General features: G+C 34.6%; 22 protein-coding genes. 9 read left to right on the plus strand and 13 right to left on the minus strand.

The genetic code is table 11. The annotated features are described in order from the left end of the window. Nucleotides 1-22 precede the first annotated feature (22 nt). The 6 genes from BLS98_RS11260 to BLS98_RS11285 all read right to left on the minus strand — a co-directional run bounded on the left by BLS98_RS11260 (nucleotide 23) and on the right by BLS98_RS11285 (nucleotide 5,414). Nucleotides 23-1,141 (minus strand): FAD-dependent monooxygenase, encoded by a 1,119-nt coding sequence (locus tag BLS98_RS11260; RefSeq protein ID WP_089736515.1) that lies wholly within the window; start codon nucleotides 1,139-1,141, stop codon nucleotides 23-25. 326 nt (nucleotides 1,142-1,467) lie between these two features. Beyond that, nucleotides 1,468-1,968 (minus strand): GNAT family N-acetyltransferase, encoded by a 501-nt coding sequence (locus tag BLS98_RS11265; protein WP_089736517.1) that lies wholly within the window; start codon nucleotides 1,966-1,968, stop codon nucleotides 1,468-1,470. Nucleotides 1,969-1,976: 8 nt separating this feature from the next. Continuing rightward, nucleotides 1,977-2,576, minus strand: coding sequence for a hypothetical protein (locus tag BLS98_RS11270; protein WP_089736519.1), 600 nt, complete (start codon nucleotides 2,574-2,576; stop codon nucleotides 1,977-1,979). Between the two features lie 193 nt (nucleotides 2,577-2,769). After that, a complete protein-coding gene (locus tag BLS98_RS11275) occupies nucleotides 2,770-3,345 on the minus strand; it encodes an Imm26 family immunity protein (protein WP_089736521.1) in 576 nt (191 codons plus the stop codon). An 89-nt stretch (nucleotides 3,346-3,434) separates the two neighbouring features. Then, entirely contained in the window at nucleotides 3,435-4,301 is an 867-nt protein-coding gene (locus BLS98_RS11280) for a sigma-70 family RNA polymerase sigma factor (RefSeq protein ID WP_002979276.1), read from the minus strand. A 321-nt stretch (nucleotides 4,302-4,622) separates the two neighbouring features. After that, a complete protein-coding gene (locus tag BLS98_RS11285) occupies nucleotides 4,623-5,414 on the minus strand; it encodes a S1/P1 nuclease (protein ID WP_089736523.1) in 792 nt (263 codons plus the stop codon). Between the two features lie 460 nt (nucleotides 5,415-5,874). Here BLS98_RS11285 and BLS98_RS11290 point away from each other — a divergent pair, with 460 nt between their 5' ends. The 5 genes from BLS98_RS11290 (at nucleotide 5,875) to BLS98_RS11310 (ending at nucleotide 11,771) form a co-directional block, all read left to right on the plus strand. After that, nucleotides 5,875-6,792, plus strand: a complete 918-nt coding sequence (locus BLS98_RS11290; protein WP_228425169.1) for a type VI secretion system baseplate subunit TssG — start codon at nucleotides 5,875-5,877, stop codon at nucleotides 6,790-6,792. Nucleotides 6,793-6,846: 54 nt separating this feature from the next. After that, nucleotides 6,847-7,749 (plus strand): TssN family type VI secretion system protein, encoded by a 903-nt coding sequence (locus BLS98_RS11295; RefSeq protein ID WP_089736527.1) that lies wholly within the window; start codon nucleotides 6,847-6,849, stop codon nucleotides 7,747-7,749. A gap of 26 nt (nucleotides 7,750-7,775) precedes the next feature. Beyond that, entirely contained in the window at nucleotides 7,776-8,915 is a 1,140-nt protein-coding gene (locus tag BLS98_RS11300; protein WP_089736529.1) for a hypothetical protein, read from the plus strand. 450 nt (nucleotides 8,916-9,365) lie between these two features. Further along, complete coding sequence (locus BLS98_RS11305) at nucleotides 9,366-10,082, plus strand: outer membrane beta-barrel protein (protein ID WP_089736531.1); 717 nt, start codon at nucleotides 9,366-9,368, stop codon at nucleotides 10,080-10,082. Between the two features lie 30 nt (nucleotides 10,083-10,112). Then, complete coding sequence (locus BLS98_RS11310) at nucleotides 10,113-11,771, plus strand: S41 family peptidase (protein WP_089736533.1); 1,659 nt, start codon at nucleotides 10,113-10,115, stop codon at nucleotides 11,769-11,771. A gap of 56 nt (nucleotides 11,772-11,827) precedes the next feature. Here the strand turns inward: BLS98_RS11310 and blaIND are convergent, their stop codons facing one another. Continuing rightward, on the minus strand, nucleotides 11,828-12,547 hold the full coding sequence (gene blaIND / locus BLS98_RS11315; protein WP_089736535.1) for an IND family subclass B1 metallo-beta-lactamase: 720 nt from the start codon (nucleotides 12,545-12,547) through the stop codon (nucleotides 11,828-11,830). A gap of 266 nt (nucleotides 12,548-12,813) precedes the next feature. Here blaIND and BLS98_RS11320 point away from each other — a divergent pair, with 266 nt between their 5' ends. Further along, nucleotides 12,814-15,243, plus strand: a complete 2,430-nt coding sequence (locus BLS98_RS11320) for a TonB-dependent receptor (RefSeq protein WP_089736825.1) — start codon at nucleotides 12,814-12,816, stop codon at nucleotides 15,241-15,243. 104 nt (nucleotides 15,244-15,347) lie between these two features. Here the strand turns inward: BLS98_RS11320 and BLS98_RS11325 are convergent, their stop codons facing one another. After that, on the minus strand, nucleotides 15,348-16,001 hold the full coding sequence (locus BLS98_RS11325) for a metal-dependent transcriptional regulator (RefSeq protein ID WP_089736537.1): 654 nt from the start codon (nucleotides 15,999-16,001) through the stop codon (nucleotides 15,348-15,350). Nucleotides 16,002-16,086: 85 nt separating this feature from the next. Here BLS98_RS11325 and BLS98_RS11330 point away from each other — a divergent pair, with 85 nt between their 5' ends. Beyond that, entirely contained in the window at nucleotides 16,087-17,118 is a 1,032-nt protein-coding gene (locus BLS98_RS11330; RefSeq protein ID WP_089736826.1) for a threonine aldolase family protein, read from the plus strand. 79 nt (nucleotides 17,119-17,197) lie between these two features. Continuing rightward, entirely contained in the window at nucleotides 17,198-18,202 is a 1,005-nt protein-coding gene (locus BLS98_RS11335) for a phosphotransferase enzyme family protein (protein WP_089736539.1), read from the plus strand. A 322-nt stretch (nucleotides 18,203-18,524) separates the two neighbouring features. Here BLS98_RS11335 and BLS98_RS11340 read toward each other — a convergent pair whose 3' ends face one another. After that, on the minus strand, nucleotides 18,525-19,025 hold the full coding sequence (locus BLS98_RS11340; protein WP_089736541.1) for a hypothetical protein: 501 nt from the start codon (nucleotides 19,023-19,025) through the stop codon (nucleotides 18,525-18,527). Between the two features lie 144 nt (nucleotides 19,026-19,169). Between BLS98_RS11340 and BLS98_RS11345 the strand changes: the two genes are divergently transcribed. Then, entirely contained in the window at nucleotides 19,170-20,129 is a 960-nt protein-coding gene (locus BLS98_RS11345) for a hypothetical protein (protein WP_089736543.1), read from the plus strand. Between the two features lie 223 nt (nucleotides 20,130-20,352). Here BLS98_RS11345 and BLS98_RS11350 read toward each other — a convergent pair whose 3' ends face one another. The 4 genes from BLS98_RS11350 to BLS98_RS11365 all read right to left on the minus strand — a co-directional run bounded on the left by BLS98_RS11350 (nucleotide 20,353) and on the right by BLS98_RS11365 (nucleotide 22,643). Beyond that, complete coding sequence (locus tag BLS98_RS11350; RefSeq protein WP_089736545.1) at nucleotides 20,353-20,910, minus strand: DUF4256 domain-containing protein; 558 nt, start codon at nucleotides 20,908-20,910, stop codon at nucleotides 20,353-20,355. Between the two features lie 156 nt (nucleotides 20,911-21,066). After that, the gene (locus BLS98_RS11355) at nucleotides 21,067-21,468 is read right to left on the minus strand and encodes a DoxX family protein (protein WP_089736547.1); all 402 of its coding nucleotides are present in this window, start codon (nucleotides 21,466-21,468) and stop codon (nucleotides 21,067-21,069) included. A gap of 18 nt (nucleotides 21,469-21,486) precedes the next feature. Beyond that, nucleotides 21,487-22,065 (minus strand): YdeI/OmpD-associated family protein, encoded by a 579-nt coding sequence (locus BLS98_RS11360; protein WP_089736549.1) that lies wholly within the window; start codon nucleotides 22,063-22,065, stop codon nucleotides 21,487-21,489. Nucleotides 22,066-22,157: 92 nt separating this feature from the next. Then, a complete protein-coding gene (locus tag BLS98_RS11365) occupies nucleotides 22,158-22,643 on the minus strand; it encodes an SRPBCC family protein (RefSeq protein ID WP_089736551.1) in 486 nt (161 codons plus the stop codon). Between the last annotated feature and the right edge of the window lie 184 nt (nucleotides 22,644-22,827).

Genomic DNA, 22,827 nt, shown 5'->3' on the forward strand with positions numbered 1-22,827 from the left:
ATTGAAATTGTGTTTGTTAAGCTTATAGCTCCAGTTCAATAATCTTTTTGGCCATCTTTTGATTGATCCTTTCAGGAATTAAGCTCATCATGAAATTACGCAATGAATTTCCGTGTTCCCATTGAGAAATTTTTCCAATGGTACGGCTTGTATTGACAATATAATCTACCTTTTTTCTTCTGATTTTCTGAAATTCTTCAAAGGCAGCATTGAAATCGCTGCTTTTCTCTAACAGTTTTCCAATAACATAAGCGTCTTCAATAGCCTGACAGGCACCTTGTCCCATATTAGGTGTGGTAGCATGGGCTGCATCCCCAATCAGACAGAGGTTTTCAGCATACCAGTGAGGAATAGGAGTGAGGTCTGTAATTTCGTTACAGATGATATTTTCTTTTGAAGTAGCTTCTATCAGGTTCAAAACCAGACTATCGAAATCTTTAAATATATCTGCGATTTGTATGTATCTGCTAAAACTTTTCTCGTTGATACACGCATACCAATACACTTTTTTCTCAGAGATCTTTACGAAGCCAAAACGTTTTCCTTTCCCCCACATCTCAAAAGCTTCGTGATGGTGCTGTTCGGGAAGTTCAAAATCTACTAAACCACGCCAGCATTTCTGCCCTGAGCTTCGGATTGATCCTGTTTTGAGAATTTGATTCCGGATAGGTGATTTTATACCATCAGCACCAAAAACTATGGTGCTTTCTACCTGATTTCCATTTTTAAAGTCTAAAATATAGTTGTCTTTCTTTTCAATTGTCTGTAAAGAATGATTAAGCTTAATGGATGTTTGATCCAGGTTCTCTGCAAGAATACGTTGCAACTCGGCCCGGTGGATAGCTACGTTACAGGAGTTATATTGTTTTTCAAGTTCAAGAATTTCTGTTTTTGAAAAAGGCTTCAGAGATTCATTGGATAATGTAATTCTGTGAATTTTATTTCCTGCACCTTCAATTTTTTCCTTTAAACCTAACTTATCAAAAACCTGCATGGCATTTACGGCCATCATGATTCCTGCACCTACGGGTTTTATTTCCGGTGCAGATTCGTAGATGGTAAAATCATATCCATATTGTTGAAGAACATTTCCTAAGGTAAGCCCACCTATTCCGGCTCCGATGATTGAAATTGTATTCATTGTTTATTTTGTGAAATGATGTTGTTGGAAATAAGCAAGGATATAAATATTTTATACTACGAATGCACGAATACAATTCTTTGTGCTTCTGTGTTTTGCCATTCTGAATACAGACATGAGATTCTTCCTTCGTCAGAATGACAATGTCATAAAATAGATATAAGCACCATTATTTTTAGATACACAGGGTTAAACAGAATAAAATAATTCGTGCATTCGTGGCCTATAAAAAATGTACAATTTTATCAGAGATAAAATCCTTGCGCCTTAAAAGCGTCTTTATAAGGTTAAATTTTTTGCGTCTTTGCGATTTCCAACCTTAAAGTTTATAGAGTTAACATATAGCTTTCAGATACTTTTTTGAAACCATATTTACCGAAAAAATGATGAGCTCCATGATTATCAACGCCACTTTCAAGCATAATAAAACTAACATTCCAGTTTTTGGATTCCTGAATCACTTCCTCCAAAAGTTTACCTCCAAGAGATTGACCTCTTACAGATTGGTCTAAAAGCATATCCTCCAAAATAGCATACTTTTTAAAAGGACTGTTGATAACATTGAAAACAAGCATCCCAACAATATTGCCATTATCATTTTCTGCGATTAAAATATTTAATTTTGAAGCCTCATTATAATCATAATCGGTCATAAGCTGCTCTGTAAATACCGCTCTGAGATCGGGATTCCAATGATTAGAATCTAGAGCTCTTCCATACATAATTTCACTGTGAGAGATATAGGAATCTGTTTTATGAGCAATAAAAAAATCTACGAGTTCTTCAACACGTGTTTTATCAGTAAGCCATTTCGTAGTATATTTCATAATAGGTATTATTTTAATTTCTTTAATTCTTCCAGTAACTTATTCTGTTTGTTGATAAACTGATCCAGGCTATCTGTTTTTAAAGGATGAGCTTTTTGATACTTTTCAATTTCAGGAAGTGTTTTTCTGATTTTGAATATGATATATTGTTCGTAGATCGTACTTTGGTTGGCCTTGGTCTTTTTGATCAGATCTTTTATAGTCTGATTTTTTAAATTATACTTTTCAGCACTATTCTGGATCTCTTTTTCTATTTCAATTTTCGCAATAGAATCTGTTATTGAACCGGAAAGATTTTTAGCATCATGATAATAGTTTTCTGATTTATCAAGGACACTGTTGTATTCATTGAGAACGGTATGGGTTTCATTGTTAATATCTACTATCTTTTTGTCAAGATTTTGTAGCGCTTTATCATTTTTCAGAAGCTCACCATAGATGCTTTGAACCAAATTTCCGCCACGGGAGTAGTCACTCTTTGCAATAGATGAAATAGAAGATTCTGCATTATCAACAGCATTTTCAATAACCGGTTCGTTTTGTGGTTTATTTTCTTTACAGGAAAGTAAAGATAGAGCTAATGTAGCTGCGAAAAGTATTTTTTTCATAGTATGTTTGTTTTTGATTGATCATCAGTATCATATCCCAATAACTAAAATTAATCATTTGAATTCTATCACAGGGGATAAAAGATATTATTTTAATTAGTTGAACAAACTTTGAAAAATGTTACAATAGCTTATAAGATTGAAAGTAAATCAATCTTTCTTTAAAATCTCTAAAATTATAGTTATATATGCTTTATTTCCAGGATTGAAACTTGTCATGCATTATTTCTGCAATCTCGTTTACTCTTTTCTGGGCTATTTCATTATCTTGTCTGTATTCCATAGGTATCTTGTCATAGTCCATAACTTCATCGTTAGACAAAAATCCTTTTAAATGGTTTAATACTCTAAAGATTATATGATTCATGCGCCAGCAAATAGAAGGCTCAATGTTTTGCATTTCATCAGTTTCTATTCCTTTCGTTTCACCGCCGATCCAAAGACTTCTATCAAATACGAAAGTAATGTCCTTATAATTTGACTCAGATTTATCATATTCAGGATTACTGAACAGTATTCTCCATCTTGGAATACCTGTTGCGAAGCGCATACTGCAAAATATGGGATGGAATAATCTCTTGCTTGTATCTACATCAGAAATGTTTTTTGGAGGCTCGGAGTAAAAATGGTCAAAAACCTCAATAAGATGACCTAGGTTGGGTTTAATAAATTCAATATAACGGGCAATAACAAATCCATTTTTATTCGATTGGCTGATGGAAGGAATATAAAACAGATCACCTGGTTTTGGCTTCATTAATGACTTCATTATACAATATTTTAATAGTACTATCTGGATATTTATAAAAAAACGGAGCCTGAAAACAGACTCCGCCTATAAAATTGTTTGCGCTAAAATTATTTACCTAAATAAGATTTAAGGATCTTACTTCTGGTATTGTGTTTTAGTCTCTTAATTGCTTTTTCTTTGATCTGACGAACTCTCTCTCTTGTAAGATCGAAAGTCTCACCAATTTCCTCTAAAGTCATTGGGTGTTTTCCGTTCAGTCCGAAGTATAATCTTACCAAATCAGCCTCTCTTGGAGTTAAAGTGTTCAATGCTCTTTCAATTTCAATCTGAAGAGATTCAAGCATCAAATCTTTATCAGGACTTGGTGACTCTCCTGAACGTAATACATCATAAAGATTAGAATCTTCACCTTCTACTAGAGGCGCATCCATAGACAGGTGTCTACCGGAGTTTTTCATAGATTCTTTGATATCTTCCTCACTCATGTCAAGAACTTCAGCCAATTCTTCCGGAGAAGGTGGTCTTTCATTTTCCTGTTCAAGGTGAGCATATGCTTTATTAATTTTATTGATGGAACCAATTTTGTTCAACGGAAGTCTTACAATTCTTGATTGCTCAGCCAACGCCTGTAAAATTGATTGACGAATCCACCATACTGCATAAGAGATAAATTTGAAACCTCTAGTTTCATCGTACCTTTTTGCCGCCTTCATTAATCCTAAGTTACCTTCATTAATTAAATCGGGTAAGGAAAGACCTTGGTTTTGGTATTGCTTAGATACAGAAACTACGAAACGAAGGTTGGCTTTAATTAATTTCTCCAATGCGGCTCTATCGCCAGCACGTATTCTTTGTGCCAATTCTACTTCCTCGTCCGCAGTAATCAGTTCCACTTTACCAATTTCCTGCAAATACTTGTCTAATGAAGCAGTTTCCCTGTTGGTAACCTGCTTAGTGATTTTTAATTGTCTCATTTATTTTTTCCTCAAAAAAGAGTTACTATATAATATACGTATGGAAACATAAAAAGGTTACACCAATTTTATTTTTTTATTAAATATTTTAGTTGAAAGTGAATAGGAGAGGCTGGAACATGGATTTAGAAGGTAAAATAAAAAAAAATATATCAATTTTAAGAACATGATTCTTTAAAATAATCTAATATAAATAACCTCCATCATTCCGCTTCTCTTGGCTCGGTGGTTTACCACAGTCTTTATGAATACTCAAACTTCAAAAAAAAAACGGAACCAAAGTCCCGTTTTTATCTATATCTGTAAGAATTTTATTTCAAATTAGAATAGCTCATTCAATACTTTAGCTAATCTTAATCCTCCGTACAACAATTGTCTTTCAAGAGTATCATTAAACTTGTATTGGTAGTCGTAAGATAATTTTGAATCATTTGGAGTCTGTGCATAGATCTTGTTAGCGATCTTGTGAGAATCATATAACCAATCTTCAAGAGTTCCGGATTGAATTTGATTAACCTCTTTTTTAGATTTAATATCCAGAAGTTTAGAATATTCAGTATAGCTGTATTTTTGAGAATCTACTAATTTACCATCCCAAACAGAGTGTAAATTGGTTTTCTCCCCGAAATACGTAACATTAATCTTGTTTCCACCTAAATCCTCTGCTCTTCCTACATGTAAAGGTTGTGCAAGATCTCCCATAATATGAATAAGGAAGATTAAAGCTATCTTTCTGTCTTTTGCAGATGTTTTTTCGTCTTTAATCTGGCTGGATAGGGTATTAACCTGAGTGTAAAGACTTGGCCCTGCCTGCATTTTTAAGTTTTGGTCAAAAGCCTTAAGGTCAGTTTGCGGGTCAATGTTTACGTAATGCCATGATGAAGCCTGTTTCCAAACACCTGTAGTATCAGATTTGATGAAGTCTGGCCAGTTAGCCCAATATGCAAGACGTTCCTTGCCCATTATTTTTTTGATTTCTCTCTTAGCCTTTCTGGAAAGGTGATTTTCTGCAATATCTGCAATTACTCTGTGCCCCGTTAATCCCCACGCATAAGAATAAAGTGAAGAGGAAATGAATGCTAAAATCAGAATTTTAGAATAAATACTTTTCATTTTAAATAACAATTTTAAGTCTGCAAAGATACGGCCCCCTTTCCGAATGAGCATATATTATCCCGAATTAATTCAAAAGAATGATGTTAATAAAATTTAATCCAAATAAAATAAGTAATTATACTAGGTTTGGGGATAATTTTTTGTGAAAGTGGTACAAGTTATGCGAGACAAAGTATTATAGGTAATATAATAAGGATAGGAAGTGAAGTTTCAAATATCCAACCTTGAACCTTAAACCCTTGATACTGAACTTCGAACTTTAAACTTTAAACCTTGAACAAATTCTTCAATTACCGTATTTTTACGGAATTTACTGAATATTATTCCTTTTAATGTCAATAAATTAGTATTTTTAGAATAAAATTATTGCCAAAATATTTTTTCAAACTTATGAGATATATTATCTTTACAAGTCATAATCACAGGAAACACTATGCATGAGAACAATATAGTAGATATGAACTATAATAAGCTGCAGACCGATTTTAAAGCAGAGGCTGTAGCTGTTAACCTTTTAAAATACCATCGGACGGTAAGCAATATATTCATTGATAGAGTCGGTGTGAACGACCGTGCTTATTTAAAGGACATTAAAAGCATTTCGAGCAGTTATCTAGGTTTTGATGAGGAAGTATTCACGATAGAAAGTTATAGAGAAGGAATTTATGACTATCTTCCTGAAGGGTTGTTTCACCCACCTTCTCTCGGAGCTTCCAGAAAAAACGTAGATACGGTTGTAAGAGAAATCAGAAAACAGAAAAGAGTAGAGGATGATGCGCGAAAGTTTTTCCGCCCATTTGAGCTGGAAGTTTTTTTTACAGAGATCAGTGCACTGCTTAAAGAGGCAGAATTTGATATAACAAGCAATACGGATGCTTTGCTGGAAACAGTAAGTGAACTCTGGCCGCTTATTGATATGCTGGATAAACAGAGTGCCTATATATTTATGCATATTCTTCCGTTTTTCCATCAGATCCGTGGAGATAAAAGATGGTTTGAAAGGTGTATGACCGCTTTTCTTCAGGTTCCGGTTATGGTAACTTTTTCTCCTAATGTTGTTGATGAAATCGAGAAGAATGATGATTCAATGCTGTTGGGAAATTCAAGATTGGGAGTAACGTATATTCCTAGTGGAAGACATATGGATGGACAACGAAACTGGGTGATAAATATTGGCCCGATTCCTTATGAGGAAATGAAAAAGTACATCCCGGGAAGCCCATTCAGAAAAGTTCTTCAGACATTGTATGATTATTTTCTTCCCATTACAGTGGATATAGAAGAGAATTTCGTTACAGAAAAGCTGGAATACTCGTTCAGCCTAGAGGATGATGAAAGAAATGCCAGCCGCCTTGGATACTCTACATTCCTCTAAATTATTTTATTATATTTACAACTACCAACAAAGTATAAATTCGAAAAGAAACAAATGGAAATTTCTTCAGTAAAAGGTATTTTTTTAAGGTATATTTTAATGCCTTTAATCGCCATCATCATGATGTTTATCCTGGGAATTATCAGGAGGAACAAACCTGCGATCAAAATTAAAGTAATTATTGTATACGTTCTTCTGTGCAGTTTATGCCTGGCATTACCAGGTTTTTTTGGATTTGCCGGAAATCTTTTTAATCCGTATTGGTATCTCATTGCGCAGGTTATTTACCTTATTTTTGGGATTATTCACGTTAACTTATTACACAAATATTTCAAAAAGCATATTGATTCTCTAGCAATGAGTATTTTGTTTGAATCTATACTTTCATTAACGTGTATTGCTTTGGGTGGATTTTTATTTACCCTGTTATTCAACTGGATGAGTAAAGATACCGGGTATGCTGTAATGGCTGCTACAAGTATGCTGATTTTTGTGGTTCCTATGGTATTTTATTATTGCTATATTCAGTTTATCAGTATTCCGTTTGATATTTACAAAACATGGAGGTATTCTCCGGAGCAAAAGCTTCCTGATTTTGAAGGGGCAGATTTCGACCGTCTGATGGTTCTGAATGTTGAATTAAGCAAAAAACTTGAAGACTCAAACCGATTCAGAATTAAAGCTAAAACGCTTCCAACCGGAATTACTTTTGGAGATTGGTTCTATAGAGTGGTAGATGATTATAACCATAAAAATCCGGGATCTATCATTCATCTTTCCGATGAAGTAAGAGAACCTTACTATTGGATTTTTTATACCAAAAAATCGTTTTTCAGCTTTAGAAAATATATAGATTTCGACCAGGACATTACTGCAAACAGCATTTCTGAAAATGAAGTGGTTATTTGTAAGAGAGTCATTCAGCATGAAGAGGAGGGAGTCGCAAGAAAATCATAAACACAAAAAATTAAAAAGTATTAAACATGATACAACCTATTAAACATTTTGCAATCAACTGGGTGGATGGGATGAAAGTTTCCCAAAGACACCTTAATGATCAGGATAATTTCTTAATTGATACCATCAGAGATTCCAATTCACTTGGGATTACTACATATAACTATGGGCTTTTGCCTATTTCTACTGAATATACAGACCGCACTATTTTTGATGTTCATAACACGGCTACCAATGATGTACAGCTTGTTATCAAAAGATGCAGCGCTGTTACTATGGCAGGTTACCGTATCGAATTAAGCGATAGAAGAATCAGTGTAAAATCACTGGCAAAATCAATGAGTGAAGAGCAGGCAGATGGAGAATATTACATCCTGATCTCTGTAAATCCGTTTGATAAAGTTCCTTTTGGAGATATTGATCCGGAAGAAATTCCACCACGTCACCCAAGTGCACAACCCAATCACCACATTGAACTTCTTCCTGTAACTTCTTTGAACAGCAGCTATTCAGGAGGAAATTATCTGATTATCGGTAAAGTAGATTTAAAAGCAAACATCGCACAGGTTGATTCTAATTTTATTCCACCTTGTACATCTGTTCAGAGTCATCCGGCTCTGGTAGATTATTATAGCAGCTTTGCAAAATCTATTGGAAACCTGCAGCAATATGCTTTCAAAATCATCCAGAAAGCATCTCACAAGAACCAGAACACAGCTTTAGCACAGAATGTTAAGTTTGTTTGTAATACGATGGTGACTACTTTTGGAGATATGTATTTCCAATTCAGAAATATTACCCCTTACCAACCACCGGTATTTTTAATTGAGTCTTTTGCAAGATTAGCCCTTCATTTATACAACTCAACACAGCTTCTGGTTCCTGCAGAATTGGAAGAAATGCTGAACTATAGCTTAGAGTGGAGCGAAATTGCACCACATACTTTATTAAATCAGCTTTCTATTGTAGCAGAAACAAACTACGATCATCATAATTGCGGAGAGCCTTTACTTTATATCCAGCAGATGTTAAGAAGTTTAGAAATTATTTTCTCTAAACTGAGCGAACTGGATTATATTGGTCAGAGAAAAGAAAATATCATTGTTAACGAACAGGAAGTTTCTACCAACACCAATCCAAAAAGAGGTTGGAGCGTTTTAGACTAAAAACTTTTTCAATTATAAAAAGATAAATCCCGAATTTTCTAATTCGGGATTTTTTTATTGGTTTTTGTATCACAGTAAAACTATTGTGATATTTCCTCCTTGCACCTTAAATACGGTTCCCGTTTTCTCATGCATTATATTATTTACCCTACATCATAGACCCTACATCATGTTATTTTTAAATCCCATATTGATGAATATATACTATGGTGGCTTGTATATAATGTATTGATAATCAAATTATTGCATTGATAAAGTATGCGTGTAGTATATTGTTTTTAACAGTTCTTTTAATTTATGCTATAGTTTTGTGATAATCTGTTGTTTATTGTTTGGTTTGTTTATCGAATCATCAATAATTGAAGTAATAAGATTGCAAAACCGAAATTATAATTTTAAAATCTGATATCAATATTCAAATTATAAATGCAATAACTCAAAAAAATATCTATGAAAAAAAAGTTGTCGAAAATCTTTTGTCTTTGTCTTTTTTCTGCCGGAACAGTAGTGATGGGGCAAAATAAACTCAAAATAAGTCTGGATGCCGGGTATACCTATGGTGTTTTAAATTCAGATCTTTCAAATCTTGTTGATTCAAGATATACTGGGCGGTATGGTTTCGGGGTTAACCTGTCTGGAGAATATATGATCTGGAAATCACTTTTTGTTTCTACCGGAGTTTCCTTCCAGCAAAAGAACTATAAGTTTGAGAGAACGGGAAGCAGAGATGGATGGTATACAGAATATAATAATAATTTTTTAACCCTCCCTTTAATGGTAGGAGGTTATATCCTGAATAATCCACATGAAACTACAGGTGTATGGATTAAAATTGCCGGAGGAATGTATACAGATTATTGGCTTAGTATGAAAAGAGAAGGGCGGTATCCGGTATTTAATGAATTACAGGAAAATGGAACCTTCAATTATACGCAAGTATCGGATAAATATGATTTCAAAAAGAATGAAAATCAGCTTAATCGTTGGGGGTATGGGTTGGCAGGTCAAGCGCAGTTAGGATATTCTTTTAATAAGTTTGATGTATATGGATCCTATAACTACCAGTATGGGCTTTCGGATATCAATATGGCGAATGATGATAAAGACCGTAAATCAACCATCCGGTCATATATGATTTCTTTAGGTGTTTCCTATAAGTTTAAATAAAAAGTTTTCCTATCAATTAAAATATATACAATGAAAAAAAGCGTCATTTATTTAGGGCTAGCACTGTTTTCAGCATCAGTGACATTCAATTCCTGTATGCAGGAAAATGATTCCCCTATTACAGAGCCAACAAGATATACAAGCAATGATATAAAATCCTATGCCGATCTTTTTAAAGTATTCTGGACGGTAATGGATCAGCGATATAATTATTTTTATGAACAAAAAGGAAAAGATGGTATGGATTGGAATGCTATCTATAAAGAATATTATCCAAAATTTGCCGCTTTAAAATCCTATAATGGAGGGGTAAGCGATGCGGAATTTCAGGCGGATGCTGAAAAAGCAAGGGTATATTTTACAGAAATCATAAATCCTATCATTGACAGACATTTTTACGTTAAAATAAAAGTACCCTTTTCAAATTCCGGTATTACCAATACCTATACTTTTTATGGAGGGATGAACGAAGCGAGATCCAATACTTATCCGTTTGATGCTAAATACGGATATATGAAAGACAGGCTTCAGGATGGAGCTGTGCTAGCGAATAATTTTTTGTTGGCGGGTAATTTGAAGTCTAATCCGGATATTTATTATTTCAGTTTCAAAAGTTTTTCATTATCTACAAATTTTAAGATTACTCTTCTTGATAAATATTTAAGCCCGGATCCGGGAAATTCGCTTGTTCTTACACCTGCTGCTATTGAAAGCAGTACACAACTCAACGCAATTAGTGATGTTAACAAGAGAAATGAAGTTAAAAATTTTACTATCAATATTTTAAACGAATGGAATTCATTTCCAAATTCAAATGAGATGAAATCTTTCAATAGTCAGATTGGAACGTTTAAAAGTACAGAAGTTTTATCAGATGCATTTTTAAGTGTAACCCAGCAGTTACTCACGAAGTCTAATAATCTTGTGAAATATAACAGTACAGCTACTTATTCATCAGTGTTAAGTAGTGAAACTCTTGCTTATATCCAATGGTTTATCCAGCAGATGGATAATCATGTAAAATATGGATATAATCTTGGCCAGTTCCAGAGTGCAGCCAATAAAATACTGACCAATGCTTCTTTTTATCAAAAGTTTCTAAATCCTTTACACAAAGGAGATATTAAAAAAGTGATTATTGATTTAAGAGGCAACGGTGGTGGTAATATTGTTGATGCCCGTTTTTTCACAGACCGGTTTATTACTAAAAGCGCTCTTGCATTTTATCAGAGAACAAAAGAGGGGAACGGACAATTTAATTATACTCCGTGGGTTCCGGTACAGGTAAATCCTCATATGTTTGGAATTCCCGGGAATATTCCGATTGTTGTTTTAACGGATAAAGGAAGTGCAAGTATGTCGGAAATGTCTACATTAATGCTCAAAAGCCAGGGAACTCATGCTATTTCTATGGGAGATTACAGTGCTGGAGCCACTGCAGGTCTGGGAGGATCAGATGATTTTAATGGAGGCACCCGTGATGCTATTGCCGGTGGTATTCTAGAGTTTTATATGCCATTGATGGCCACTAAAAACCTCAATAATGAAGTCATTGAAGGAATTGGTGTGAAACCTGATATTTATGTGACGCCTCCTTCGAATGCTGAAGTTGCACAAATGACCAACAGTCCTAAAACATTTGCAGATAGGGTAATGGAAGAAGCCATTAAATATCTTTTAACCAAATAACATTGCATAAAAAAGACCTGGCAGAAGCGCCAGGTCTTTTTATATTCGATTGCTTTTTATTTCTTATTCAGAAGTTCTAAAGTGTGTTCAACATGCCCACCGCCTTTCCATTCATCATGTCCAGGGATCACTAATGTAGCTTTAGAATACTTGGTTTTCAGTTTATTTATAGTCTTTGGCCATTCTTCTACGTTGGCTTCTTTAATATATCCAAGATCAGTAGCCGAATTGCTTTTTACAAGACATCCGCCGTCCAAGACATTGTATTTTGGGAACCATACCACTACATTATCAGCTGTATGGCCCTCGCCAAGAAAATCTACTACAAACTCTTCTCCACCAATATGGTAAGGTTTTCCAGTTTTGATGATTTCAGTGGATGTAGCTTTTCCATCTTTCTTTAAAAACTCATTGGTTTTAGTGGTTGCATACGTTTTAATCCCTTTATTATTGAAAAAACTCAAGTCTCCTGCGCGGTCATCATGAGAGTGCGTAGCAAATACGGCAACAAGCGGTAAGTTATGACGCTTTTGGATGGTATCCATCAGGCTTTGGTACTGTACTTTTTCCCATGGAACATCAAATAAAACAACTCCTTTTTTTGTGACAAGATATACTGAATTGGCAGAATATTCTCTGCCTCCAAATACTCCAAAAGTTTTATAAATATGTAAGTTATTTTTAATAGGTGGTTCAATGACAAAATCTTTTACCTGTGCACTTGCTAAAGGGCTCAACAACATCGAAACAATAAAAAACTGAATGCTTTTTTTCATAATTTTTAAAGGTAATAATTAAAGTTTTGGTACTTGTGAGAAAGATGAATCTCAACGGAATATTTTGCAAACCTAGTAAAATTAATTATTGAAGTTTTTGATGAGAAAAAGTTTAACCGTTTTTTAACAGTTCAAGAAATAAAGCAAGTGAATGTAAAATTAATTATTGCAACATAGTTGCGATAATGTTTTTTTTATTACTTTTGATTTTTACTAATAATCATTTTCAAAGTTTTTAACAGAATGTAATAAAAATCTTAATGTATATGAAATTCAGATTGATGCTGTCAGTACCGGTTGTTTTAATTAGCTTTATGATCAGTGCTCAGAATGTAGAAGTAAGAGGAAAGGTTATTTTTGAAAATGGAGGGAGTAACGCTGCCGAAATACTAGTGAAAGACACTTCTATAAAAACTTCGGTAGGTAAAAATGGTGATTATATGATCAGAAATGTTGCTCCCGGAAAGTACCGTCTCTTAGTGAGAGGCAAAGGCTATGAAGATGTTGAGAAAGGAATCTCTGTAGAAAAGAATAATATAATAATTCCTGACATTATACTGACTCGAGATGCTCATGCAATTGATGAAATAGCGATAACAGGAGTTTCAAAAGAGACTTTAATTAAGGAAAATCCGGTTGCTATTCTGAGTATTTCTTCCAAACAGATTGAAAGGGCTGTAGCCACGAATATTATCAGTTCATTGGTGAAATCTGCTCCCGGATTGAGTGTAGTAGAAACCGGACCTAATATTTCAAAACCTTTTATCCGGGGATTAGGTTATAACCGGGTACTCACCCTTTATGATGGTGTCCGTCAGGAAGGACAGCAGTGGGGTGATGAGCACGGCATAGAAGTGGGACCTTATAGTATTGAACATGCAGAGGTGATCAAAGGTCCTGCCAGTCTGATGTTTGGTTCAGATGCATTGGCAGGAGTTGTAAGCCTCTTTCCTTATATGCCTACTCATAATGATGGTATTGTACATGGAAAAATAACAAGCGAGTATCAGGGAAATAACAGTCTGATTGGAAACGGAATGCAGTTGGGATATAAGAAAAACTCCTTTATAGCTGCGTTAAATGCATCTTACAGAATGGCTAAAAATTACAGAACTCCTGTAGACGGACGCGTATATAATACCAATTTTGAAGAAAAAAATCTTTCTTTCCTCTTGGGTTATAAATCCAATACAAGCTTTTCAAAAATTAATTTTACATTATATGATAATCTACAGGGAATTCCGGATGGAAGCCGGGATCCGAATACCAGAAAATTTACCTATCAGGTAGGAGAGGGTGATGATGACAATGTAGAGAAAAGGCCCATTGTTTCAGAAAAAAATCTTAATTCTTACACCCTTTCTCCCTTACATCAGAGAATTCAGCATTATAGGTTGTATGCTCAACATAGCCAGCAGATTGGAAAAGGTGATCTTGATATTCAACTGGCTTTACAACAGAATATTCGTAGGGAATATAATCATCCCACAATTCCTTTTCAACCAGGAATGTATGTAAGACTTAACACTCTGAACTATGGAGCACGCTATAATTTTCCTAAGTTTTCATCTTTTGAAATCTCTGCAGGAGTAAATGGGATGGTTCAGAATAATAAGAACAAAGCTGCTACAGATTTTCCAATCCCTGATTATGATTTGAGCGACGGTGGGATCTATACCTATATTAAATGGAAATATAAGCGACTGAATATAAGTGGAGGAGCTCGTTATGATGTCCGAAATATTCGCTGGAATAATTTCTATATAAGAACCAATCCTGTAACTCAATTTGAAGAGCAGGTATCCCAGCCTTCTTCCGATACGAGATTAGGATTTGCATCATACAACAAAACATTTAAAGGGTTTTCGGCCAGTATTGGATCTACTTTTCAACTCACAAAGCAGATTAGCCTTAAAGCCAATATAGGAAGGAGCTACAGGGCACCTAATATTACCGAGATTGGTTCCGATGGTTTAGATCCGGGAGCTCATATTGTTTATAAAGGAAATAGAAATTTTAATCCTGAGTTTTCATTACAAGAAGACCTGGGAGTAAGTACACGTTTTAAAGATTTTTCTGCGGATGTAAGTTGGTTTAACAATCATATCCAGAATTATATATATTTGTCATTATTGATAGATGCACAAGGAAATCCTTTAGTAGATGCCCAGGAGAATAAAACCTATCAGTACCAGCAAGCTTCTGCTCAGCTATATGGAATGGAAGCCTGGTTCTCATTGCATCCTGAAAAGTGGAAAGGATTTAATTTTGATACGAGTTTTTCCGTTATTTATGGATTTAACCGTGATAAGGCTTTTAAAGATAAAGGAAATAAGGGGGAATATCTTCCGCTAATTGCTCCCCTGAAATTATCTGGGAATATTTCTCAGCAAATAATACTGAAATCAAAATTTATTTCTTCAGTTACCCCTACAGCTGAAGTGGAATATTCAGCTGCTCAGAACAGATATCTGGGACTGAATGCCACAGAAACAGCCACACGGGATTATACTTTGGTAAATGTGGGAGCGTCATTAGAATTGCATTATTCTGAAAATCATTCTGCAACCTTACAGCTTCAGGTGAATAATTTATTTGATCGTGCTTACCAATCTCATCTTAACCGATTAAAGTATTTAGGAGATATTTACAATATGGGAAGGAATATATCTTTAAAACTGATTGTTCCTTTTTAATATATAGTCGGGGAAAATTTGAGAAAAATCTTTGAGAAAATAAATGTTACGATACATTGATTACACATATAGAAAACATAAACCGGTGCCAGCACCGGTTTATGTTATTTTTTCACTAATATTTTCTCCGTAGCTTTTTTACTAAGGATTTCTTTCTTATCATCAATCTCTATCGTCATTGATTTATCAAAACTTTCAATTTTAATAATTTTCACTTTGGTATTCAGGAGAAGCTTTCTGTCATTTAAATAAGTTAGGAAAGCGTCATCAGAGAGGGTAACGGAAGCGAAAACAACGGTTTCTCCTTCTTCACATCCGCTTAGCTTCTGAAGATCCTGGGCGATAATGTTTCCATCCTTATCAGGAATAGGTTCTCCGTGTGGATCGAATTTAGGATAATCCAGAATTTCGTCCATTTTATCAAAGAAAAGCTGAGAATGAACATGTTCAAGTTGTTCAGCAATTTCATGGACATTTTCCCAGCCGAAATTCATTTTTTTAACCAGAAACATTTCAGTCAGCCTGTGTTTACGAACCACCAAAGCTGCTTCCCGTTTTCCATTTTCGGTAACGATTAATGGTTTATAGGTTTCATAAATGACCCATTTCTTTTCTGCAAATTTTTTCATCATGTTGTTAACGCTCGGCATTTTTACATTTAAAAATTTACTGAGTTCGTTAATCGTCACCTTTCCTTCATTGTCAACTAAGTGAAACAAAGCTTTCAGGTAATTTTCTTCTGTTAGGGTTGTTTTCAAAATGTTAGATGATTTTCAGTACAAATCTAACAAAATAATCTCAAAAGATCACTCTTGTTATTTCAACTTTTTTTACTTTTACACTATGAAATTTTCATTCAAAAACGACTATTCTGAGGGATGTCACCCGAATATTTTACAGTCACTTTTACAATATAATCTTGAGCAGCAGGCCGGATATGGTGAAGATGAGTTTTCTTTAAAGGCAAAGGAATTAATTAAAACCAAAATTAATAAGCAAGATTCAGAGATCTATTTGGTTTCCGGAGGAACACAAGCTAATCTGATTGTGATTTCTTCTGTTTTAAAACCTTATCAATGTGCTATTTCAGCCTCTACCGGACACATTCTGAATAATGAAACCGGAGCGATTGAAGCAACAGGACATAAAATCTTAAGTATTGAAACGGAAGATGGTAAGCTAAGACCATCAGACATTATTCCGGTGTTGGAAAATCATAGAAATGTACCCCATCAGGTTATGCCGAAAATGGTTTATATTTCCAATTCTACAGAGCTGGGAACTATTTATCAGGCTAAAGAGCTGGAAGAACTTTCAGAATTTTGTAAGCAAAACCGTCTCTATCTATTTATGGATGGTGCAAGGCTAGGGCATGGACTTACGTCTGAAATCAGTGACTTAAGTTTAGAAAGAGTAGCAGAACTTACAGATATTTTTTATCTGGGCGGAACGAAAAACGGAGCATTAATAGGAGAGGCTATCGTTATCAATAATCCGGCTCTTCAGGAAGATTTTGCTTTTAATATCAAGCAAAAAGGAGCATTACTGGCCAAAGGAAGATTATTGGGAATTCAGTTTTTAGAACTGATGAAGGATGATCTGTACTTTGATTTAGCTAAACACGCGAATCAGCAGGCGATGAAAATTAAACATGCTTTGCAGGAAAAAGGGATCCGTTTTCTTGCAGATACGTATACCAATCAGATTTTTCCAATTCTAAGCAATGAACTTATTGAGATTTTATCAGAGAGTTTTGAGTTTTTTGTCTGGAAAAAAGTAGATGAAGAGTTTTCTGCCATTCGTTTGATTACTTCCTGGAGTACAAGTGATGATGCAGTAAGTCGCTTCATTGAAATTATCAGAAAAAAATTGTAATGTATAAAGCAAACAATTGTGAAAGTACATTGAAGTTCATCTAGATTTGAGCTTTAAACATCCCAATTAATTAAATACCATGAAATCTATTTTTCCGGCAACTTATTCAACACTTTGTCCGATTGCATTATCAGAGCTTATTGCTGAAAAATATGGGCTAAAAAATGTTCAATGTAAACTTCTGGTAAGAGGAGTGGGAGATACTTATCGGGTAGAGTCGGAAGGGGACTGTTTTATACTTCGCATCTATCGTTCTTCTCATCGAAGTTTAGATCATATTAAAGAGGAAGTAAGACTATTACAGGCATTGAAAGATGCTCAGGTATCTGTTTCTTATCCAATTACAGACCTTTTCGGAGATATTATTTTAAAATTGGAAGCTATTGAAGGAATAAGACATGGTGTTTTATTTTCCTTTGCTAAAGGGCGTGTGATTAGATTAATGAATGATAATCAGTTTCGTGCCTTAGGAAATGAAATGGCCCGCTTTCATAATGTTTCCTCAGATTTTAAAGTAGAATATGAACGATGGAATTTTGATCTTCAAACCACTGTTTTTAAACCTTTGGAAAAATTAGAGCCTGTCTTTAAAGAAAACCCCGAAGATTATGAATGGCTGCAAAATATTGCTGCTGAAATAGAGAGTAAGCTTACAAAATTTGATACTTCAATGTTTTCAAAAGGGTATTGTCATTTTGATTTTCTGCCTAAGAATTTTCACTTTGATAATGATACCGTTACTTTCTTCGATTTTGATTTTATGGGATATGGCTGGTTGATGAATGATATCATGACTTTTTGGATCCATTTTGTATTAGATGTATCTGCAGGAAGAATGACTTATGAAGAATTTCAGAGAGCTTATCATATTTTCCTGGATGGGTATCGTGAATACCGTTTTGTGAGTTCACAGGAACTTGCTTCTATACCTTATCTTTCGATTGGATTTTGGTTGTTTTATATGAACTTTCATACCACCCATGATCAGTTTCAGGTTTTCACTCAGATTCCACATGTGAAATCGTATGTTGGTATTATGAGAAATATTGTAGAAAATTATTGGGAAAAAGAAGACAATGAATAAAGTCTCCCACAGATCACTCTGATTTTAATTTAACCACAGATTTTAAAGATGGGCACAGATGATTGTGTTTAATGTAGAGTGAATGAAAATACTGTTGTAGATCTTAATTGATAATACCTGTATGACTTGTTTTTATAGATAGATAGTTTTTATTTTACTAAAACACCTGTGAAAATCCGTGTAATCCGCGGTTGATCATAAAGCGAATGCATAGTCATAAAATTGTTTCGATGGAAAATCATTTTATTTTCGTTGCTCAGATTTTGTGAAAAATAAAATGCTGTTCCCGGATTTGAGAACAGCATTTTTATTTCAATATTATTTATTTTACAGCTTTGTTAACTATTTTACAGTCGGTAGCATTCAGTTTTGGGCCATCTTTATAGCTGATCTTATTTTCGCTGGCATATTTAGATTGTCCGTCTTCTTCTTTATGATCTCCAATTCCTTCTGTCAAAGCATTGTCTTTTTGAAGGAAATAAATATCTCTTTTGCTTTTTCGTCCTTCAGAAGTAAATTCGTAAGTTAGTTTTAGAGTATCTCCTGATTTAAAACCGGTTACATCTCCGTTTGAACTGTCTTTTTCACTGTTTTTGTAAGATAATTTTCCGGTAATGGTTCCCAGATTATCATCAATAGAGGCGAAGACACTGTCTTTTCCTACCACTCCTACATAGCAGAATGATTTTGGCCCTAATGTATCTACTACAGGTTCTTCTACTGCAATAGTATCAGTATTGGCTTTCGGAGCAGGAACTTCAGTTTTTTTATTACAATTAATCATTACTGCTGAGATAGCACCCATTAAAATTAATTTCTTCATATCCTTAGTTATTTAAAATCAAATTTTGAAGCGCTAAATTAGTGATACTATTTATATATTAATGAATATTTTTCTAAAGTTTAAAAATATCATTCACTTGGGCACGGAAAATGATTCATATTATTTTATTTTTAAATTCATATTATGAAACAGACCATCAGAATGCTGGGATTGGGATTATTATTTTTAGGATTAGATTTTTTGAAAGGTCAAATACCCCAAAACTATATTTATACTTCATCGGGAGATTTGCAGAATATAGAAGAAATGATTGTACGAAAAGATATTGGCGGGGTACAGATTGTCTATAACTGGAGAGCTTTGGAAACTTCAAAAGATGTTTATGATTTTTCAGGTATTGAAAAAGATTTAGAGTATTTGACTTCTTTAGATAAAAAGTTGTTTATACAGCTTCAGGACAGGTTTTTTGAGCCTCAGGCAAGATATGTTCCTGATTATATTTTGAATGGGAAGGAATATACCGGTGGACTGGTGGCTCAATATGATAATCCGGGAGAAAATAAACCTGTTGGAAATGGTTGGGTAACCCAGCAATGGAATCCTGCAGTTAGGGAAAGGTATCAAAAGCTGATAGGAGAGCTGGCGAAAAAGTTTGACGGGAGAATTCAGGGAATTAATCTTCCGGAAACCTCCATAGATATTGAAATGAAAAAAGACAAAACCGGATTTAGCTGTGATACATATTTTCAGGCTGAGTTGGATAATTTAAAATTTGCAAGGCATGCATTCAAAAAATCTTATGTATTACAATATGTTAATTTCTTTCCATGTGAATGGGAAAATGATCATCAGTATATGTCCAGATTATTTGATTTTGCCGATAAAAATAATATAGGGTTGGGCGGGCCGGATATTGTTCCTAATAAAAATGCTCAGATGAAAAACTCTTATCCCTTTTTTAATCAATATAAAGGAAAATTATCACTGGTCGCTATGGCAGTCCAAGAGCCTACTTTAACATATAAAAATCCAAAAACAAAAAAGCCCTTTACAAAAGAAGAATTTGTGAATTATGCACAGGATTTTCTTGGGGTTAATATTATATTCTGGAGCGTGGAATCTCCATGGCTAAAAGGGTTATGAATGTTATTGGAAAAGAGAGACCATAATTTATAAATAAACTAAACGTTTTATTTGTCATTCCGTAGGAGTCCAAGCGTAGTAGATTAGGATTTTCTTGTAACCACAAAAGTCACAAAAGTTTTTGAACACTTAAGGTATTAAAGTTTCCAGTTTTGCGGATATAAAGTACACTAAAGTCTAAAAGTGAAAAAATCAAAGATTTTTTCACTTTACTCTAGCACCCTCAAACCTTCAAACTCCCCCTAAACCCTCTCGCTGCATAATAAGAATCTGCACCATTATGATAGTAGAATACGGTATTGTAGCGTCTGTCGCAGAAAACAGCACCACCATGTTCTCTAATTGCTGAAGGTGTTTGCACCCAACTGGACGTTTTCTGGTCAAACTTTCCAAGTTCCTGGAGCTTGCGATATTGTTCTTCGGTTAAAATTTCAATGCCCATTTCAAAAGCTTTATCTATGGCATTGCTTTCTGGCTTATTGGCTTTTCGGGATTCCCAAGCAAGATAGTCGTAGCAAAGGCTTCTGCGTTTTGGACTTTCCGGTGAGCAGTCGAAGAAGAGGTATTCGTCTGTTTTTTGATTGTAATCTACAACGTCAGGTTCGCCTTCTGTTTCTTCCATTTCGTTCAAAGACCATAGTTTTTCAGGATTAGCTTCCAATTTGGTCTGAATTTTTTTCCATTTCAGGCCTTTGTGGCGGTTCATATTTTTTTCAAAACGGGTTTGCAGTACTTTTAAAAGGGCTTCGCTTTGTTCGGGTGTTAAGGATTTTTTTTTCATATTAAATTTTGTTTTACTGTTTGTTCTTTTGAATGATTTGGTTTCTGTTGTTGGGAATCGTAAAGGCGCAAGAGGTTTTGGAGGCTGAGAATATTTTTAAGGCGCAAGGATTTTATCTCCGATAAAATTAATTTTAAACAACTTTACTATTAAGAATTATTTTTCAATAATAGTAATTTTTCTGTTAGCAGGTCTGAAATACCATGAAATGATAACTAAAACCAATAATAAGACCGCAGGGAAGGTTCTTCCGGCAGGATCTCCAACAATAAGATGTGAGATAACGGCTCCGGACATCACGAAGAAAAATCCTGCGTAGGCCCATTCTTTTAATAGTAATCGTTTCGGGATAAGGATGGCGATAACGCCTAGTAGTTTCCAGACTCCGATAATGGTCATGAGATAAGCCGGATATCCAAGGTTTGTAAAATTGGCAAGTTCATCTTTATTTTTCATAAGCTGAACAATGGCTGTAGAAACCATGCCTAATGCCATCCAAAGGGTAAAGATCCAGTAGATGATTTTTGTTCTTTTTTCTGATCGGTTTGATGTTTCCATATTGATTAAGTTTTGTGATTAGTCGTTAAGCCCTTTTCCGTCTAGGATTTGAGGGATGCATTTCTCAATTCTTGCTTCTCTGGTTTTAGACTGTTTGGCAGATGAGAAATAAAGTAGGTAGGCCCTTTGTCTTCCTTGTGTTAATCCTTCGAACGCTTCTTTTAATACTAGATTTTCATCTAATTTTTGTTGAAATTCCTCAACCATTTCAAAGTCTTTGGTTTTCTTCATTTCAACTTTAGCTCCTGATTCTTCAATTTCTACAGCTTCAAACATATAGGCACGAAGTTCTTTTTCAAGATCATTGATCTGTAGAATATCTGTAAAACGGATTTGCCTTGCCGCCTGTACATTTTCAGATTGCTGAATTAAAATCTGGTCAGGATCTTTCATCAAAGCACCTTTAAAAAAGAGAAGTGCACAATATTCTTTAAAACCGTGAATTAAGAAAATATTTTTCCCTTCATAGGTATAACAAGGGCAGCCCCATTTTAAATCTTCTACCAATTCGGTACTTAGGGCAATGGTTCTTAATTTTTCAAATTCTTCTTTCCACTGTGTGGCTTTATCGAAGAAAAAATCAACTTTTGGATTCATGTGTTTTGGGTTTGAGGGTTTCGGGATGCGAGATGCGGGTTATTGAGTTTCATGATATGGAGTACGAGATATTTAAGCAATAATTTTATGACTTACCCCTCGAAACCCGGAACACGTACCCCGTTAAACATTTCCTGTAAACGATTATGCGCCCTATTAATTCCCTGAGCAAAAGGCATTTTCAGGTGCTGATCTCTGAAGTCTACAGATTTATAGATGGTTTGAATGGTGATTTTACTGGTGGTATCCGTTAGTTTTTCAAATTCTAAGAACTCAATCTGAACCGGAAAAGGCGTGTTTTCCATCTGAAAAGTTCTTATAATTTTTTCATTCAGAACAATATCATGAATGGTTCCATTAGCGCTGAACATCACTTCTCCCTGAGGATTTGAAGTTTCGAAACGATAACTTCCGTGGGGTTGGTTTTCAAACTTGGTCACTTTGGTTCCCATCCATTGTTCGAAAAGTTCAGCTTCTGTATAAGCTTTGAAGAGCAATTCTACAGGAAGATCAAATTCTCTGATGATGAAGATTTCCTGTTTTCCATCTTCTGCCTGAATTTTTGTTTTAAGTTCCATATTTTGAGGGTTTTGGGTTCGTGTTTCGTGGTGCGAGATGCGGGTTGTTGAGTTTCGTGATTCGAGGTACGTGTTATTGTTTTTCGTGGTGCGGGATTCGAGTTATTGAGGTTAAGGGTACGAGTAAAGGGCTTTTATTTGGTTTTGTATTTGTAAACTTATATTGCTAAAACCCGAACCCCGA

It is taken from the genome of Chryseobacterium jejuense, from assembly GCF_900100075.1.
Classification (GTDB): domain Bacteria; phylum Bacteroidota; class Bacteroidia; order Flavobacteriales; family Weeksellaceae; genus Chryseobacterium; species Chryseobacterium jejuense.